The organism is Pseudomonas sp. V98_8, assembly GCF_029967975.1.
Classification (GTDB): Bacteria; Pseudomonadota; Gammaproteobacteria; order Pseudomonadales; family Pseudomonadaceae; genus Aquipseudomonas; species Aquipseudomonas umsongensis.
The window spans coordinates 106,835-122,547 of sequence record NZ_JASCAE010000084.1; the positions used below are offsets into that span (position 1 = coordinate 106,835).

At 61.6% G+C, this 15,713-nt stretch carries 9 protein-coding genes; 5 read left to right on the forward strand and 4 right to left on the reverse strand.

All coding sequences use genetic code 11. The features are described from left to right. Positions 1–182 precede the first annotated feature (182 nt). Both QLG10_RS25960 and QLG10_RS25965 read left to right on the forward strand, forming a co-directional pair. Positions 183–2,213 carry a methyl-accepting chemotaxis protein gene (locus QLG10_RS25960; protein WP_282488266.1) on the forward strand — a complete coding sequence of 677 codons (2,031 nt, stop codon included), beginning with the start codon at positions 183–185 and terminating at the stop codon, positions 2,211–2,213. Between the two features lie 174 nt (positions 2,214–2,387). Next, on the forward strand, positions 2,388–2,777 hold the full coding sequence (locus QLG10_RS25965) for a hypothetical protein (protein ID WP_248678148.1): 390 nt from the start codon (positions 2,388–2,390) through the stop codon (positions 2,775–2,777). On the opposite strand, the gene QLG10_RS25970 is transcribed toward QLG10_RS25965, so the two are convergent. Both QLG10_RS25970 and cra read right to left on the reverse strand, forming a co-directional pair. Further along, the gene (locus tag QLG10_RS25970; protein ID WP_282488267.1) at positions 2,778–3,554 is read right to left on the reverse strand and encodes a TatD family hydrolase; all 777 of its coding nucleotides are present in this window, start codon (positions 3,552–3,554) and stop codon (positions 2,778–2,780) included. It lies immediately after the preceding gene. A 3-nt stretch (positions 3,555–3,557) separates the two neighbouring features. Next, positions 3,558–4,553: a catabolite repressor/activator gene (gene cra, locus QLG10_RS25975; protein WP_110746758.1), complete on the reverse strand. Its 996-nt coding sequence runs from the start codon at positions 4,551–4,553 to the stop codon at positions 3,558–3,560. Between the two features lie 294 nt (positions 4,554–4,847). On the opposite strand from cra, the gene ptsP reads away from it, so the two are divergent. From ptsP to QLG10_RS25990, 3 genes are read left to right on the forward strand one after another with little or no spacing between them, the layout of a single operon-like run. Next, on the forward strand, positions 4,848–7,709 hold the full coding sequence (gene ptsP, locus QLG10_RS25980; protein WP_282488268.1) for a phosphoenolpyruvate--protein phosphotransferase: 2,862 nt from the start codon (positions 4,848–4,850) through the stop codon (positions 7,707–7,709). Continuing rightward, on the forward strand, positions 7,709–8,650 hold the full coding sequence (gene pfkB, locus QLG10_RS25985) for a 1-phosphofructokinase (RefSeq protein WP_188264265.1): 942 nt from the start codon (positions 7,709–7,711) through the stop codon (positions 8,648–8,650). Before ptsP ends, pfkB begins: the two co-directional genes overlap by 1 nt. Before the next feature lie 11 nt (positions 8,651–8,661). After that, the gene (locus QLG10_RS25990; RefSeq protein ID WP_282488269.1) at positions 8,662–10,401 is read left to right on the forward strand and encodes a PTS fructose-like transporter subunit IIB; all 1,740 of its coding nucleotides are present in this window, start codon (positions 8,662–8,664) and stop codon (positions 10,399–10,401) included. Between the two features lie 168 nt (positions 10,402–10,569). Here the strand turns inward: QLG10_RS25990 and QLG10_RS25995 are convergent, their stop codons facing one another. Together QLG10_RS25995 and QLG10_RS26000 are read right to left on the reverse strand one after the other, a co-directional pair. After that, positions 10,570–13,098 (reverse strand): sulfite reductase flavoprotein subunit alpha, encoded by a 2,529-nt coding sequence (locus QLG10_RS25995; RefSeq protein ID WP_282488270.1) that lies wholly within the window; start codon positions 13,096–13,098, stop codon positions 10,570–10,572. A gap of 235 nt (positions 13,099–13,333) precedes the next feature. Beyond that, positions 13,334–15,658: a TonB-dependent siderophore receptor gene (locus tag QLG10_RS26000; protein WP_282488271.1), complete on the reverse strand. Its 2,325-nt coding sequence runs from the start codon at positions 15,656–15,658 to the stop codon at positions 13,334–13,336. Positions 15,659–15,713: the final 55 nt, after the last annotated feature.

Genomic DNA, 15,713 nt, shown 5'->3' on the forward strand with positions numbered 1-15,713 from the left:
TCTGCCGCACCGCGTCATCGTTCTTCGCGAGGATGCCGTCACCCATAAAATGTGTCTTCCGTTAACCTTAAGTTACAAAAACCTCCCCTGATTTACGCTATACAGAGATAGCGCCGAATACTGGCTATCTGCCGTCTCGCTGCGCCCGCCAATAAAAATAAGAAATCGAAGGGAGACTTCCAGTGAAGAGCTTGCTCTATCCCGCCGTCGCGCTGATGAACCGCTTGAGCTTCGGCATGAAGTTCAGCCTGATCAGCGTACTGTTCCTGGTGCCGATGCTGGTAACCAACTTCTACCTGGTGCGTGATTCCTATCGCGAATTCCAGGGCACCCGGGTCGAATTGCAGAGCCTGGATCTGTTGGGTAGCAGTCTCGCGTTAAGGCGTGATCTGGAAACCCTGAACAATCTTGTGCAGATCAACGTCGCCTTGGGCCAGTCGGGCAAGGCGGGGAATGTCGAGACGCAGATCGGTACGCTTGAACAAGGTGTCCTGGCACGTTTGCAGGGGTTGACGGCGATGGCCACCGATCCGGAGCAGGTCGTGCTGTTCGATGCCAAGCGCGATGAAATGATCAACGCATTCAAAGCGCAGCAGACGGAAAAGTCCCTGCAAAGCAAAAGTGCACTGATCAGCAAGCTGCTCGGCAATGCGCAGGTCTTCGGCCAGATCATCGCCAGTCAGGCCGGCCTGAGCCACGATAGCCAGAGTGACATGCGTCAGCTGAGCGAGCTCGTCACCAACATCACTCCGCGCGTTACCCAGATGCTGGGTGAAGGTCGCGCACTGGGCTCCGCTTCCTTGGGCCAGGGGTTTCTCAATTCGTCGTCGAGCACGCGTTTCGATGAACTGCTGGTACAGCTCGACAAGCTCCATGCCGAGTACGGTCTGAAGCTGCAGGACGCAACGGGCTCGAGCAACGCCGCACGCGAAACCCTGGCGACCCAGGCTGACAGCAGCAAGGCGTCGTTGAAAAAGGCCAGCGAACTGTTCGAAGAGCAGGTGGTGATGGCCGACACGCTCGATGCACCATGGCAGGCCTTTTACGATCAGGTCTCGGCGCTGATGGGCCAGACCTATCAACTCAATGAAGCCACCTTGAAATTCCTCGGCACCCAGTTGCAACAGCGCCTGGACCAGAACCGCACGCACATGATTCTGCAGGCCGTGGCGCTGTCGGTGGTGTTTGTGCTGATCTTTTATCTTTACGGTGCCTTCTACGCCTCGACCCGCACCACCCTCAAGCGTCTTGGCGAGATCATGGACAAAGTGGCGGCCGGCGACATGACAGTCACTTTCAACGCCCACAGTCGTGATGAGCTGGGGGAGTTGGGCGAGGTGTTCAACGGCACCGTGAAAAAGATCCATGACTTGATCGAGCGTGTCGGACAGACCGTCGGCGAGGTCGAGCGCCAGGCCGGGCAAGTCGAGAGTGTCTCCGCGCAAAGCAACCAGGCCGTGGCCGGGCAGCGCTCGCAGATCGAGCAGGTCGCCACGGCGATGAATCAAATGTCGGCCACGTCCCTTGAGGTGGCGCGCAGCGCTGCCGCCGCCGTCAGCAGCGCCCACAGTGTCAACGACGAAACGGCGAGCGGTCGTGGGCTGGTGGAATCGCAGCAGGGCAGCATCGCTGCGCTGGCCAGCGAAATCGACCAGTCGGTGCAGGTGATCAACCAGCTGGCCAGCGACAGCCAGTCCATCAGCCGTGTGCTGGAAGTGATCAAGAGCATTGCCGAACAGACCAACTTGCTGGCACTCAATGCCGCCATTGAGGCAGCCAGGGCGGGTGAGCAGGGGCGCGGATTTGCGGTGGTGGCGGATGAAGTCCGCACACTGGCCAAGCGCACCCAGCAATCGACCGAAGAGATCGAACAGATGATCGCCAAGCTGCATGGCGGTGTTGGGGCCGCGGTCAAGGCGATGGGCGTCAGCCATGAGATGGCCAATGGAACGGTGGGACAATCGGAAAAGGTCCAGCAAGCCCTGGACAATATCCTGGGGGCTGTCGGCATGATCGTCGATCAGAACCAGCAGATTGCCGCGGCTGTGGAACAGCAGACCGCCGTGGCCCACGACATTGACCAGAACATTGTCGAGATCAATCGTGCCGGAGAGCGTACTGCCGAAGGTGCCCACCAGACGGAGAATGCCAGTCGCGCGCTGTCGGCGCAGGTGGTGCAGCTCAAGCAGCTGATCAGCGCCTTCCGGGTCTGAAAACATTTCACCAACCTGTGGGAGTGCAGACCCACAGATTGGTGAACGCCTGAAATTTCTGTAGTACCTCGACCTATTCTTTTGTAGGAAAGGTCCTTATTTTCTTCGGAACTGCTTTTTTCGTCTTCAATAAAGGATTATCAACGTTACTGACCGCATGGAGGAGGCACGGTTATGGCTGTCGCAACACTTGGTATCCAGGGGCGCTGTGCACATTGCCAGCGCACGCTATTGCTCAAACCCTGGCAACTCAATGCCATTGCAATCAACGAAGCATTCACCTGTACCCACTGTCAGAAAGCCCTGCAACTGTACGATCCGAAACAGATCAGGCGCTTCAAGTCCCTGGACTCATTGGCCATGTTAAAGGCCAGCCTGCTAATCATGATTTGCAGCACATTGCTGGTGGCGTTGGTATTGGAATGGATTGGCATACTCAGCGTCGTGGAGCAACTGAACATTTCGCTGCTGGCGATTTTCGTCTACTTCGTTGCGCTTCGATTCGCCCGCCAGCGTCAGCACATGACGCTGATTCTCGAGGCTGCCAAGGCCCACGTCGACTGATTACCAGTTGAACAGTTCACGGGCATTGGCGCTGCTCGCGGCGGCCAGTTGTTCCGGGGCGAGCGACATGATTTGCGCCAGCGCCGTGCAGATCGCCGGCAAGTGCGCCGGGCTGTTGCGCTGGCCGGGGAACATCGCCGGCGCCATGTCCGGAGCGTCGGTTTCCAGCACCACCGATTCCAGTGGCAACCGGGCGAGTACGCGGTGCATGCGCAGGGCCTGGGGCCAGGTCGCAGCGCCGCCGAGGCCGAGCTTGAAACCGAGCTTGATGTATTCGCGCGCTTCTTCCTGACTGCCCGCGAAGGCGTGGATGATTCCGGCGCGTTTCAATTTGAAACGCTTGAGCGTGGCAATCACCGCCGCATGACTGCGCCGCACATGAATCAGCGCGGGCAGGTGGAAATCCACCGCCAGTTGCAGCTGCGCGTCGAACAACGCCTGCTGTCGTTCACGGTCCAGGGTTTCGATGAAGTAGTCCAGGCCGATCTCGCCCACCGCACACAGCTGGCGATGGCCGGCCAATCGCCCCAGCCAGTCGGCCAGTTCGGCGAGATGTTCGGGGCGATGATCCTCCAGGTACACCGGGTGCAAGCCGAACGCCGCATGCAGGTCGGGATCGCTTTGCACCAGTTCCCAGACGCGCTGCCAATTGGCCTGATACACCCCCAGCACCACCATTTTACGTACCCCCAGAGCACGGCTCCGGGCCATCAGTGCCTGACGATCCGCGTCGAAATCGGGGAAGTCCAGGTGGGTGTGGGTGTCGATCAGGTCCATGGCTCAGTCCTGGCGAATACGTTGTTTGAACGTCCGCGCGATGGCCAGCACACCGGGTTGGTAATCGGACTGCTCGATGGCTGCCAGGGCGAGTGCGAGGGCCTTGTCGGCAATCAATTGGTGTTGTTGTGCCATCGCGTTCACCGGCAGCGGCAGGAAATCCAGCAACTGGGTGTCTCCAAATGTGCCGAGGCGCAGCGGGCGGGTTTTCAACGGAAAATCGTGCAACGCATCGAACACACCCTGAAGCAGTACATAGGACGTCGTCACCAGGGCCTCGGGCAAATGTCCTACGCGCTGGATCAGTTCTTCCATCAACTGCTTGCCACACTCACGGCTGAACGAATCAGCGTGTTCGATGAGCACCTCACCGTCGTACCCGACCAGGGCCTGCTTGAAGCCAGCAGCCCGTTCCTGGCTGATGCTCAATTCGGGACGCGCGCCGATCAAGGCGATCTGCTTGGGCAACGGCTCAAGCAGGCTTTGGGTCAGGTGCAGGCTGGCCTCGCGGTCATCGCTGATCACCGAGCAGAAATATTCAGGTTCCATGACCCGGTCGATGGCGATGATCGGAATGCCTTTGGCTTGCAGTTGGCGATAGCTGTCGTCACCCCGCGGCAGGCAACTGGCAACGATCAGGGCATCACAACGACGGGCGCGGAACAGTTGCAGCAATTGCCGCTCGCTGTCGGGCGCATCGTCGGAACTGGCAATCAACAGCTGGTAGCCATGCGCCCGGGCACCTTGTTCGAGAAGCTTGGCGATCCGTGCGTAACTGGGGTTTTCCAGGTCCGGCAGAATGAACCCCAGGGTCCGGGTGTGGCGACTGCGCAGGCCGGCCGCCTGGGGATTAGGCGTGAAGCCATGTTCCTCGACGACCGCGCGCACGCGCTCAACGGTGGCGCTGCTGATACGTTGTTGTTCGGCCTTGCCATTGATGACGTAGCTGGCGGTGGTGACGGACACACCGGCCAGCTGGGCTATATCACTGAGTTTCAACCCGCTATTCCTTGTTTTTTCGAGCTTGCCTCGACATTTTCACCAATCCTACCCGATTCAGGCAGGCGAGCTTGGTCACAACGCATCCGACAAGTTGGACTTCAACGATGCAACTTTATCGAGTAACGTGCCAATCACTCTAGATTAAACGATTCAGCAGGCGTATTTTCTACGTTAATGGCTGCTTTGGCCGGTTCTGCCGCGAAACCGCCGAAGATTGTTTTAAGACAAAGGCCTAAGCTGAATCATTCAAAAACAATACCTGGCGCCCCAAGGGCGCCAACAGGAGAAAGCATGCTCGAGCTCACCATAGAGCAGATATCCATGGGCCAGTCGGCTGTGGATAAGTCCGCCGCGCTGCAACTGCTGGCCCGGCACCTGGTTGCCGATGGCCTGGTTGACGAGGGCTACCTCGCTGGCTTGCAGGCCCGCGAAGCCCAGGGCTCGACCTTTCTCGGCCAAGGTATTGCCATCCCCCACGGTACGCCAGAAACCCGCGACCAGGTGTTTTCCACGGGTGTGCGCCTGATGCAATTCCCTGAGGGGGTGGACTGGGGTGACGGACAGATCGTCTACCTGGCGATCGGGATTGCCGCCAAATCCGACGAACACCTGCGCCTGCTGCAACTGCTGACCCGCGCGCTCGGCGAGACCGACCTTGGCCAAGCCTTGCGTCGCGCCAGCAGCGCCGAGGCCTTGCTGAAACTGCTGCAAGGCGCGCCGCAAGAGCTGGCGCTGGATGCGCAGATGATCGGCTTGGGCGTCGCCGCCGAAGATTTCGAAGAGCTGGTCTGGCGTGGCGCGCGGTTACTGCGTCAGGCCGACTGCGTCAGCAATGGTTTCTCCGCCGTGTTGCAGCAAGTCGAAGCGCTGCCGCTGGGCGATGGGCTGTGGTGGCTGCACAGTGAACAAACGGTCAAGCGTCCAGGCCTGGCGTTCGTTACCCCTGACAAACCGCTGCGCTACCTCGGTCAACCGCTGAGCGGCCTGTTTTGTCTGGCCAGCCTGGGCGAGGCCCATCAAGCGTTGCTCGAACGCCTGTGTGCGTTGCTGATTGAAGGTCGCGGCCATGAGTTGGGCCGTGCCACCAGTTGTCGCGCGGTGCTTGAAGTGCTCGGCGGCGAGTTGCCGGCAGACTGGCCGAGCGCACGCATTGCGCTGGCCAACGCCCACGGCCTGCACGCCCGTCCGGCGAAGATCCTCGCGCAACTGGCGAAAAGCTTTGAAGGCGAAATTCGCATCCGCATCGTCGATGGCCAGGACAGTGCGGTGTCGGTGAAAAGCTTGAGCAAACTGCTCAGCCTGGGCGCCCGTCGTGGGCAGGTGCTGGAAATCATCGCCGAGCCGAGCATCGCTGCCGATGCCTTGCCCGCTCTGTTGACCGCGATTGAAGAGGGCCTCGGTGAAGAAGTCGAGCCGTTGCCAGCGGTGAGCCAGCCTCGTGAAGAAATCGTCGAGGTGGCCCAAGTACTGCTCGCCCCGGCGTCCGGCAGTCTGGTGCAGGCCATCGCCGCAGCGCCGGGAATCGCCATCGGCCCCGCGCATATCCAGGTACTGCAAACCATCGATTACCCGCTACGCGCAGAGTCCGCCGCCATCGAGCGAGAGCGCCTCAAGCAAGCGCTGGCGCACGTGCGCCAGGACATCGACAGCTTGATCGAACGCAGCAAGGCCAAGGCCATCCGCGAGATTTTCATCACCCACCAGGAAATGCTCGACGACCCGGAATTGACCGATGAGGTCGACACCCGTCTCAAGCAGGGCGAAAGCGCGGAAGCGGCGTGGATGTCGGTGATCGAAGCCGCTGCCAGGCAACAGGAGTCGTTGCAGGACGCCTTGCTCGCCGAGCGCGCCGCCGACCTGCGCGATATCGGCCGTCGAGTGCTGGCGCAGCTCAGTGGTGTCGAAACACCGCATGAACCTGAGCAGCCCTACATTCTGGTGATGGACGAAGTCGGTCCGTCCGATGTGGCGCGCCTTGATCCGACCCGTGTCGCCGGCATTCTAACCGCCCGCGGTGGCGCCACCGCCCACAGCGCGATTGTTGCGCGGGCCTTGGGAATTCCGGCGCTGGTCGGTGCCGGTGCGGCGGTGTTGCTGCTGGCACCGGGCACGCCCCTGTTGCTCGATGGCCAACGCGGACGTTTGCATGTGAACGCCGACGCGGCGACCTTGCAGCGCGCCACCCAGGAGCGCGACACCCGCGAGCAACGCTTGAAGGCCGCCGCCGAACAACGCCATCAACCGGCGTTGACCACCGATGGCCATGCTGTCGAAGTGTTCGCCAATATCGGTGAAAGTGCCGGCGTCACCAGTGCGGTGGAGCAGGGCGCCGAAGGCATCGGTCTGTTGCGCACCGAATTGATTTTCATGGCCCACCCACAAGCGCCGGACGAGGCGACCCAGGAAACCGAATACCGCCGTGTTCTCGACGGCCTGGCCGGTCGTCCGCTGGTGGTGCGCACCCTCGATGTCGGTGGCGATAAACCGCTGCCGTATTGGCCGATCGCCAAGGAAGAAAACCCGTTCCTCGGGGTGCGCGGCATTCGCTTGACCCTGCAACGGCCGCAGATCATGGAAGCCCAGTTGCGCGCCTTGTTGCGCGCCGCCGACAACCGGCCGCTGCGGATCATGTTCCCGATGGTCGGCAGCGTCGACGAGTGGCGCCAGGCGCGGGACATGACCGAACGCCTGCGCCTGGAAATTCCAGTGACGGACCTGCAACTGGGCATCATGATCGAAGTGCCATCGGCGGCCTTGCTGGCGCCGGTGCTGGCCAGGGAAGTCGACTTTTTCAGCGTTGGCACCAATGACCTGACGCAATACACCCTGGCCATCGACCGTGGTCATCCAACCTTGTCGGCCCAGGCCGATGGCTTGCATCCGGCGGTGCTGCAACTGATCGATATCACCGTGCGCGCGGCTCATGCCCATGGCAAATGGGTCGGTGTGTGCGGCGAGTTGGCGGCCGACCCGTTGGCGGTACCGGTGCTGGTTGGCCTGGGCGTGGATGAACTCAGCGTCGGCGCGCGCAGCATTGCCGAGGTCAAGGCGCGGGTTCGCGAACTCAGCCTGACCCAGGCTCAAACCCTTGCCCAACAGGCGCTTGCCGTGGGCAGCGCGAATGAAGTGCGCGCATTAGTGGAGGCTTTGTAATGGCCAGGATTTTAACCCTGACCCTCAACCCGGCGCTGGACCTCACCGTCCAGCTTGCGCGCCTGGAACCCGGTCAGGTCAACCGCAGCGACATCATGTACACCCACGCCGCGGGCAAAGGGGTGAACGTGGCGCAGGTGTTGGCGGACCTCGGGCATCAATTGACCGTCAGCGGTTTTCTCGGTGAAGACAATCAGCAAGCGTTCGAAAGCCTGTTCGCCAAACGCGGTTTTGTCGATGCGTTCATTCGTGTTCCCGGTGAGACGCGCAGCAACATCAAGCTGGCGGAAAGCGATGGACGCATCACCGACCTCAATGGTCCAGGGCCGCTGGTCAGCGCCGCGGCGCAGCAGGCATTGCTCGAGCGTCTGGACCAGATAGCGCCGGGGCATGATGCGGTAGTGGTTGCCGGCAGTCTGCCCCAAGGCATCAGCCCGCAGTGGTTGCAGGCATTGATCGGGCGATTGAATGATCTGGGCTTGAAGGTCGCCCTGGACACCAGTGGGCAAGCATTGCGGGCGGCGCTCAAGGCTGCTCCATGGTTGATCAAGCCCAATGCCGAGGAGTTGGCTGAAGTGCTCGGTGGCGAGACGGTGTCGGTCCTGGCCCAGGCGCAAGCCGCGAGTCGCCTGCACGCCCAAGGCATCGAGCATGTGGTGATTTCCCACGGTGCCGAGGGTGTGAACTGGTTCAGCGTCGGTTCGGCGCTGCATGCCACGCCGCCGAAAGTCAGCGTCGCCAGTACGGTAGGCGCGGGCGATTCGTTGTTGGCCGGCATGCTCCACGGGTTGCTCAGTGCCGATACGCCTGAACAAACCTTGCGCACCGCCACGGCGATTGCCGCGATGGCGGTCACCCAGATCGGCTTCGGCATCAGCGATGCGGCGCAACTGGCGCAGCTCGAACAGGGTGTGCGCGTGCGCCCCCTGACAGAACAATAAGAGGGTTGGTCATGAAGTTAGCCATTGTTACTGCCTGCCCGAACGGCATGGTCACCAGTGTGCTGTGCGCCCGGTTGCTCGATGCAGCGGCGCAGCGTCAAGGCTGGAGCACCAGCGTCGAGATCAGCGATGCGGGGCATCCCGAACGGCAACTGTCGGCCGCCACGATCGAGGCCGCCGAGTGGGTGTTGCTGGTGACCAGCGGGCCTGTGGATATGTCGCGTTTCGTCGGCAAGCGATTGTTCCAGAGCACCCCTGCCCAAGCGCTGCAGGATGTCGAAGCGGTGCTGCGCCGTGGAGCTGAAGAGGCCAGGGTATATGCCGCACCGAAAGCCGTGGTCGAGCCGGTTGCCGCGGTCGAGAAAGCGCCGCGACTGGTTGCCGTGACGGCCTGTCCGACCGGTGTCGCCCACACCTTCATGGCCGCCGAAGCCCTGCAGCAAGCGGCCAAGCGCTTGGGCTATGACTTGCAGGTGGAAACCCAGGGTTCGGTCGGCGCACGCAATCCGCTGAGCAGCGACGCAATTGCCGATGCCGATGTGGTGCTGCTGGCGGCGGACATCGAAGTCGCCACCGAGCGTTTTGCCGGCAAGAAGATCTACCGTTGCGGCACCGGCATTGCCCTCAAGCAGGCTGAAGCGACACTCAATAAAGCATTGGCTGAAGGCAAGCAGGAAAGCGCTTCGACCGGTGCCAAGGGGCCGGTCAAACAAGAGAAGACCGGGGTCTACAAACACCTGTTGACCGGCGTGTCGTACATGTTGCCGATGGTGGTGGCAGGCGGCTTGATGATTGCCTTGTCGTTCGTATTCGGCATCACCGCCTTCAAGGAAGAGGGGACGTTGGCGGCGGCGCTGATGCAGATCGGCGGCGATACCGCATTCAAACTCATGGTGCCGCTGCTGGCAGGCTACATCGCGTATTCGATTGCCGACCGTCCGGGCCTGGCGCCGGGGATGATCGGCGGCCTGCTGGCCAGCACCCTGGGTGCCGGATTTATCGGCGGGATCATTGCCGGTTTCCTCGCCGGCTACGCGGCGCAGGTGATCAATCGTTATGCGCGGTTGCCGCAGAGTCTCGAGGCGCTGAAACCGATCCTGATCATCCCCTTGCTGGCAAGCCTGTTCACTGGCCTGGTGATGATCTACGTGGTCGGCAAGCCGGTGGCGGGCATGCTCGCCGGGCTCACGCATTTCCTCGACAGCATGGGCACGACCAACGCGATTCTGCTCGGCGTGCTGCTGGGCGGCATGATGTGTGTCGACCTTGGCGGGCCGATCAACAAGGCCGCGTATGCGTTTTCGGTCGGGCTGCTGGCGTCGCAGAGTTATGCACCGATGGCGGCGACCATGGCCGCCGGCATGGTGCCGCCGATCGGCCTGGGCATCGCCACGTTCATTGCCAGGCGCAAGTTCGCCCAGACCGAGCGCGAGGCGGGTAAAGCGGCCTTGGTACTGGGGTTGTGCTTTATCTCCGAAGGCGCGATTCCATTTGCCGCCAAAGACCCGCTGCGGGTGATCCCGGCGAGCATTGCCGGCGGTGCGCTGACCGGTGCGTTGTCGATGTACTTCGGCTGCAAGTTGATGGCGCCCCATGGTGGGTTGTTTGTGTTGGCGATTCCGAATGCGATCAACCATGCATTGCTGTACTTGCTGGCGATTGTGGCGGGGAGTTTGTTGACGGCGGTGGTGTATGCGCTGGTCAAGCGGCCGGAAGTGGTGGAGATGGCGGTGGAACCCGTCAACGCCTGACACTGGCCCCCTGTAGGCGCTATCAGGCTCCGGGCGTTAAATCAGATTGATCGTTCCCACGCTCTGCGTGGGAACGCAGCCCGGGACGCTCCGCGTCCCTTGCGGAGCCGAACGCGGAGCGTCCGTTGAGGCATTCCCACACAAAGCGTGGGAATGATCACTGTAGGGTCAGTAAACGTCGCGGCGGTAGCGGCCTTGTTCGATCAGGCGCTCGACTTCGGCAGCGCCCAACACATCGTTCAGCACCTGATCGACGCCCGAGGCCATCCCCTGAAGGCTGCCACAGATGTAGATCACCGCACCCTCCGCCAGCCATTTCTTCAGCTCTTCGGCCGAATCGCGCAAGCGATCCTGCACGTAGATCTTCTCGGCTTGATCACGCGAGAATGCCAGGTCCAGGCGCTGCAAGTCGCCGGAAATCAACCATTCCTCGAGCTCGTCGCGGCACAGGTAATCGTGTTCGCGATTGCGCTCGCCGAACAACAACCACTGGCGTTGCTGGCCATCGGCGATGCGCGCCTTGAGCAGGCTACGCAAGCCAGCGAGTCCCGTGCCGTTGCCCAGCAGGATCATCGGCACCGGCTCATTGGGCAGGTGGAAACCGCTATTGCGCCGCACGCGCAGGCTGATGCTGCCGCCCACGGCGGCGTGTTCGGTCAGCCAGCCGGAGCCGACGCCAAGGGTGCCATCCGGGTGCAGCTCCTGGCGTACGATCAATTCCAGGATGCCGTCGGCGGCTATCGAGGCGATGGAGTATTCGCGCATGGCCAACGGCACGAGGGCATCCACCAGGGACTGCGCATGCAGGCCGACCAGATGGCTGCGGTTCTCGGGCAGCTGCCGGCTGGCGAGGGCTTGTTCCAGCGGTTGCGACAAACCTTCGTGGGTAACCGTCGCGCGGCCGTCGATCCCCAATCCTTCGAGGAAGTGCTCGATGGCCCAAGGGCAATTGCGCGGCAGCACCTCCACCAGGTCACCGGCCAGCCAGCTGTTGGTACCTGGAGCCTTGAGGCCCAGCAAGTACACCGGTGAGCCGCTGCTGTCCGGGTTGAGCAATTCCCTGCGGACCAGCGTCCAGTTTTCGTAGCTCGGTGCTTGCCAGGTGCCCACAGGCGCCTGGCCGGTCAACAGGCCCAGTTGCTGCTGCCAGTGACGCAAGGCATAGGGATCGCCGCTGTCGACTTCCACCGGCGCGAACAAGGTCTTGCCGCCGTGCTCGCCCAGCCACTTGTGCAGGCGCTGGGCAAACCCGCAGAAGTGTTGGTACTGGCGGTCGCCGAGTCCCAGCACGGCATAGTTCAGGCGATCGAGGCTTAACGCCCGGCCCAGCACCTTGCGCTCGAAACCCCGGGCGCTGTCCGGCGCTTCGCCGTCACCGAAGGTGCTGACCACAAACAGCGCGTTGTTCGAAGCATGCAGGTCCTGCTCGCTGACATCCGCCAGTGGCTGCACCTTCACCGGCAGGCCCGCCGCCTGCAACTGGCCAGCGGTTTGCCAGGCCAGTTGCTCGGCAAAGCCGCTCTGGCTGGCGAAACCGATGAGCCAGGCCGTGGCGTCGCTGCCGGGTTGCGCCAGGCCTTTGCGGGCGTCCTTGATCTGGCGTTTCTTGCGTCGACGATCCAGGTACAGCAGCCATCCGGTGACGAAGAACAGCGGCATGCTCAGGGCCGTGAGCGTCAGGATGATGCGCCCGACGATGCCGAAATAGCTGCCCACGTGCAGCGCGTAGAGGCTGGTCAACAGCTGCGCCTTGAAGCTCTTGTCGCTGTAGCGGTCATGCCGCTTGATCGCGCCTGTCACCGGGTCGAGGGTGATCTGGTTCAGCGCGCGGTCGTGGGGCGAATTCTTCAACAGGTAGAAAACAGTTGCCGGTTGCCCGGCCACGGACGGCATGCGGGTGTTGTAGAAACTCAGGTCGGGACCGGCAGTGCTGTAGATGCTGCTCCACACCGCCGAGTAGTCGACCACCGGTGCCGGACCGCTTGGCCCAGGGCCGCGTCCACCACGAACCCGTTCATTCTGTGGCGAATCGGAAAGCAGGCGAGTCAAACCCTTGTTGTACCACTCGTAGGACCAGGACAACCCGGTCAGCGCGGCCAGGAGATAAAACACCAGGCACCAGGTGCCGGCAACCGAGTGCAAGTCCCAATTGAAGCTGCGGCCTTTTTTCTTCCAGTCGAGGGTCAGCCAGGCGCGCCAGCTTTTCCACTGGCGAGGCCAGCGCAGGTACAGGCCGGACAGGCAGAAGAACACCAGGATCAGGGTGCAGGCGCCAGTGATTTGCCGACCGGTGTCGCCCATGGCGAGGAAGCGGTGCAGTTGCAACATCAGGCCGAAGAAGCCTTGGCCGGCGGCGTCGCCCAGGAGTTCGCCGGTGTACGGGTCGAAGTAACGCATGGGGCCGCGACGCTCGCCCGCTGGCGGGGTGAAGAACACTTTTGCGGCAACGTCGCTGTCGATGCCGACCGAGAGCATCGCCACTTTCATCTGCGTCGCCGCCTCGATCTTCTCCACCAGGTCAGCCGGGGGCAGCACGCCGGCGACTTGTTTCTGCACCTGCAACACGGAAGGGTTCAGCGCGTACAGGATTTCATCCTGAAACGAGACCGTCGCCCCGGTAATGCCCATCAGGGCCAGGACGAGCCCTGCGCTGATGCCAAAAAACCAGTGCAACTGGAACAGGGTTTTCTTCAACACGTCGCTCGCCTTGTTCGTTAAAAAATTGTCATCACGGCGCGCATTATGCCGTGGGTTATCGAGGAACATTCCCTTGACACACAAAAGCCCCGTTCACCTGGATGAACGGGGCCTGTCCCCTGTAGGAGCTGCCGAAGGCTGCGATCTTTTGATCTTGATTTTTGGCGGTGGTGCATTCGCCGAAGTTTAAAAGATCGCAGCCTGCGGCAGCTCCTACAGGTTCACGCTTCTGTTATCAGAAGTGGAAGTTGGTGCTCAACAAGGCAGTCCGGCCCGCCGCCTGGTTGGCGAAGTGCGTGGAGAACGCCTTGTCGTAGTAGGTAACGTCGGTCAGGTTCTGCACGTTCAGCTGCAGGTCGATGTTCTTGGTCAGCTTGTACGCGGCCATCGCGTCGTAGCGCACATAGTCATTGACCATGGTGGTGTTGGCCACGTTGCCGAACACGTCGTCGACATAGAACGCACCGCCACCGATGGTCAGCTTCGGCGTGACCTGGTAAGTGGTCCACAGGCTGGCGCTGTTTTTCGGCGTGTTAGGCAGTTCGTTACCGTCGTTGGCTTTGTTTGCCGGCAGGTCACCACCGTCGACTTGCTCGCTGTCCATGTAGGCGTAACCGGCGAAGACTTGCCATTTGTCGGTTATCTTGCCAGTGGCCGAAAGCTCGACACCCTGGACGCGGGTCTTGCCAGCGTTTTCGTACGTGGTGGTATCGACCTGGACGCGGGCGTTGTCTTTTTCGGTGCGGAAGATATCGGCAGTCAGCGACAAGCGATCGTTGAGCAGGTCCCACTTGGTACCGATTTCGTAGTTCTTGGTGGTTTCCGGCTCCATGTCGCTTTTCAGCAGGTTGCCGTTGCGATCCGGGGTGCCGCCCAGCGGATTGCCGTCCTGACCTTCGCCAAGCGTGGAGCCCGGAGGTGTCGCGGACGTTGCGTAGGACGCATAGATGCTGCCGTTTTCCGCTGGTTTGTAGACCACACCGAACTGACCGGTTACGAACTCGCTGACGTCATCACCCTTGGAGGTCGTGGTGCCTGCGGCGTTGAAGGTCTTGTAGTCGGTGTCGAAATGGTCGTAGCGCAGGCCCATGTTCACCAGCCACTGTTCGGACAACGTCAGGGTGTCGAACACGTAGAGCGCGTAGGTTTTACCCGTGGTGTCGGTGCCGGCGTAGTTACGGGTGATCGAACCGTTCCATGGATCGTTCGGGTTAGGGTTCGACAGCGAGGTGCAGTTGTAGCCGCTGGGTGCGCCGATGATCGCCGGGTTGCAGGTGGTGGTGACTGGAGTGGTCCCAGGCGTGGTGTCGGTGTTGACGGTATACGAGGACTTCTTGCTTTCCTCGCGGCTCAATTCGATACCGGTTGCGAAACTGTTCTTGAAGCCTGCGATGTAGACGTCACCAAACAGGTCGGTCTGGTTGGTCGTCGTATCGGTGTTGCTGACGCGGGTGTTGGCCCGGCGCCAAACGGTACCGTTGTTGACGTTGCCCTTGCTGTCGTCCGGCTGGGTCAGGATGTAGTCCTGCATGCTGCTGCCGTGGCGCAGGGTGTTCTTGACGGTCAACGCGTCGTTCAGGTCGTGCTCGATGGCGATGGTCGCGGTGTCGGTACGACCCTTGCGGAAGTCACGATCGGTCAGGCCGTAGAAGTTGCTGCTGTCGCCGCCAGCGTAGGGCTTGTCCGGATTGGACTTGGTGCGGGCAGTCGAGCCACCGGCCGGAATGGTGTAGGGAATACCCGAATCCGGTGTGTCGTTGCTTTCCAGATGGTAGTAGTCAAGGTTGACACGGGTGTCGGTGCCCAGGCCGAAGGCCAGGGAAGGCGCGACGCCCCAGCGATCGTAGTCGACGCTTTCGCGGCCGGCGACATTGCTTTCGTGGCTCATCAGGTTCAAACGGCCGGCAACGGTGTCGGAGAACTGGTAGTTGCCGTCCATGGTGTAACGCTGGGTCTGGTCTGAACCCCAGGTAAAGCCACCGTCGAACGAGTCGCCCAGATGCGCTTTCTTGCTCACCAGGTTGATGCTGCCACCGGCAGCGCCGCGACCGCCAATGGCCGAGTTAGGGCCCTTGCTGACTTCGATCGACTCAACGGCAAAGATCTCACGGCTTTGCGAACCGGTATCGCGCACGCCGTCCAGGTAGGTATCGCCCTGGGCATCGAAGCCGCGGATGAACGGACGGTCGCCCTGAGGGTTGCCGCCTTCACCGGCACCGAACGTGATGCCCGGGACGGTACGCAGTGCGTCCTGCATGTTCAGGGCGCCAGTGTCCTTGAGGACTTGTTGCGGAATGACAGTGATCGAGCGCGGAGTGTCGACGAGGGGCGCGGTGTACTTGGGCGAGGAGGCCTTTTCGACGTTGTAGGAGGTCTCATCCTGGGCTTCGCCGGTGATCGCGGTTGCGCCGAGGGAAATCGTGTTGCTCGGTGCCTGCTCGTTGGTTTTTTCCGCCGCGAAAAGCATTTGGCCCGCAGAGCCGGCAGTGATCGCCACGCCAATTGCAGAAGCGAGAAAACGCGGTGAACTGACCGGTAGTTGTGGTTGTTGGCGTGACATTTTTATTCCCCTCCCCAAGGATTTGAGGCGGCGGAATATAGTGTAAACACGTATT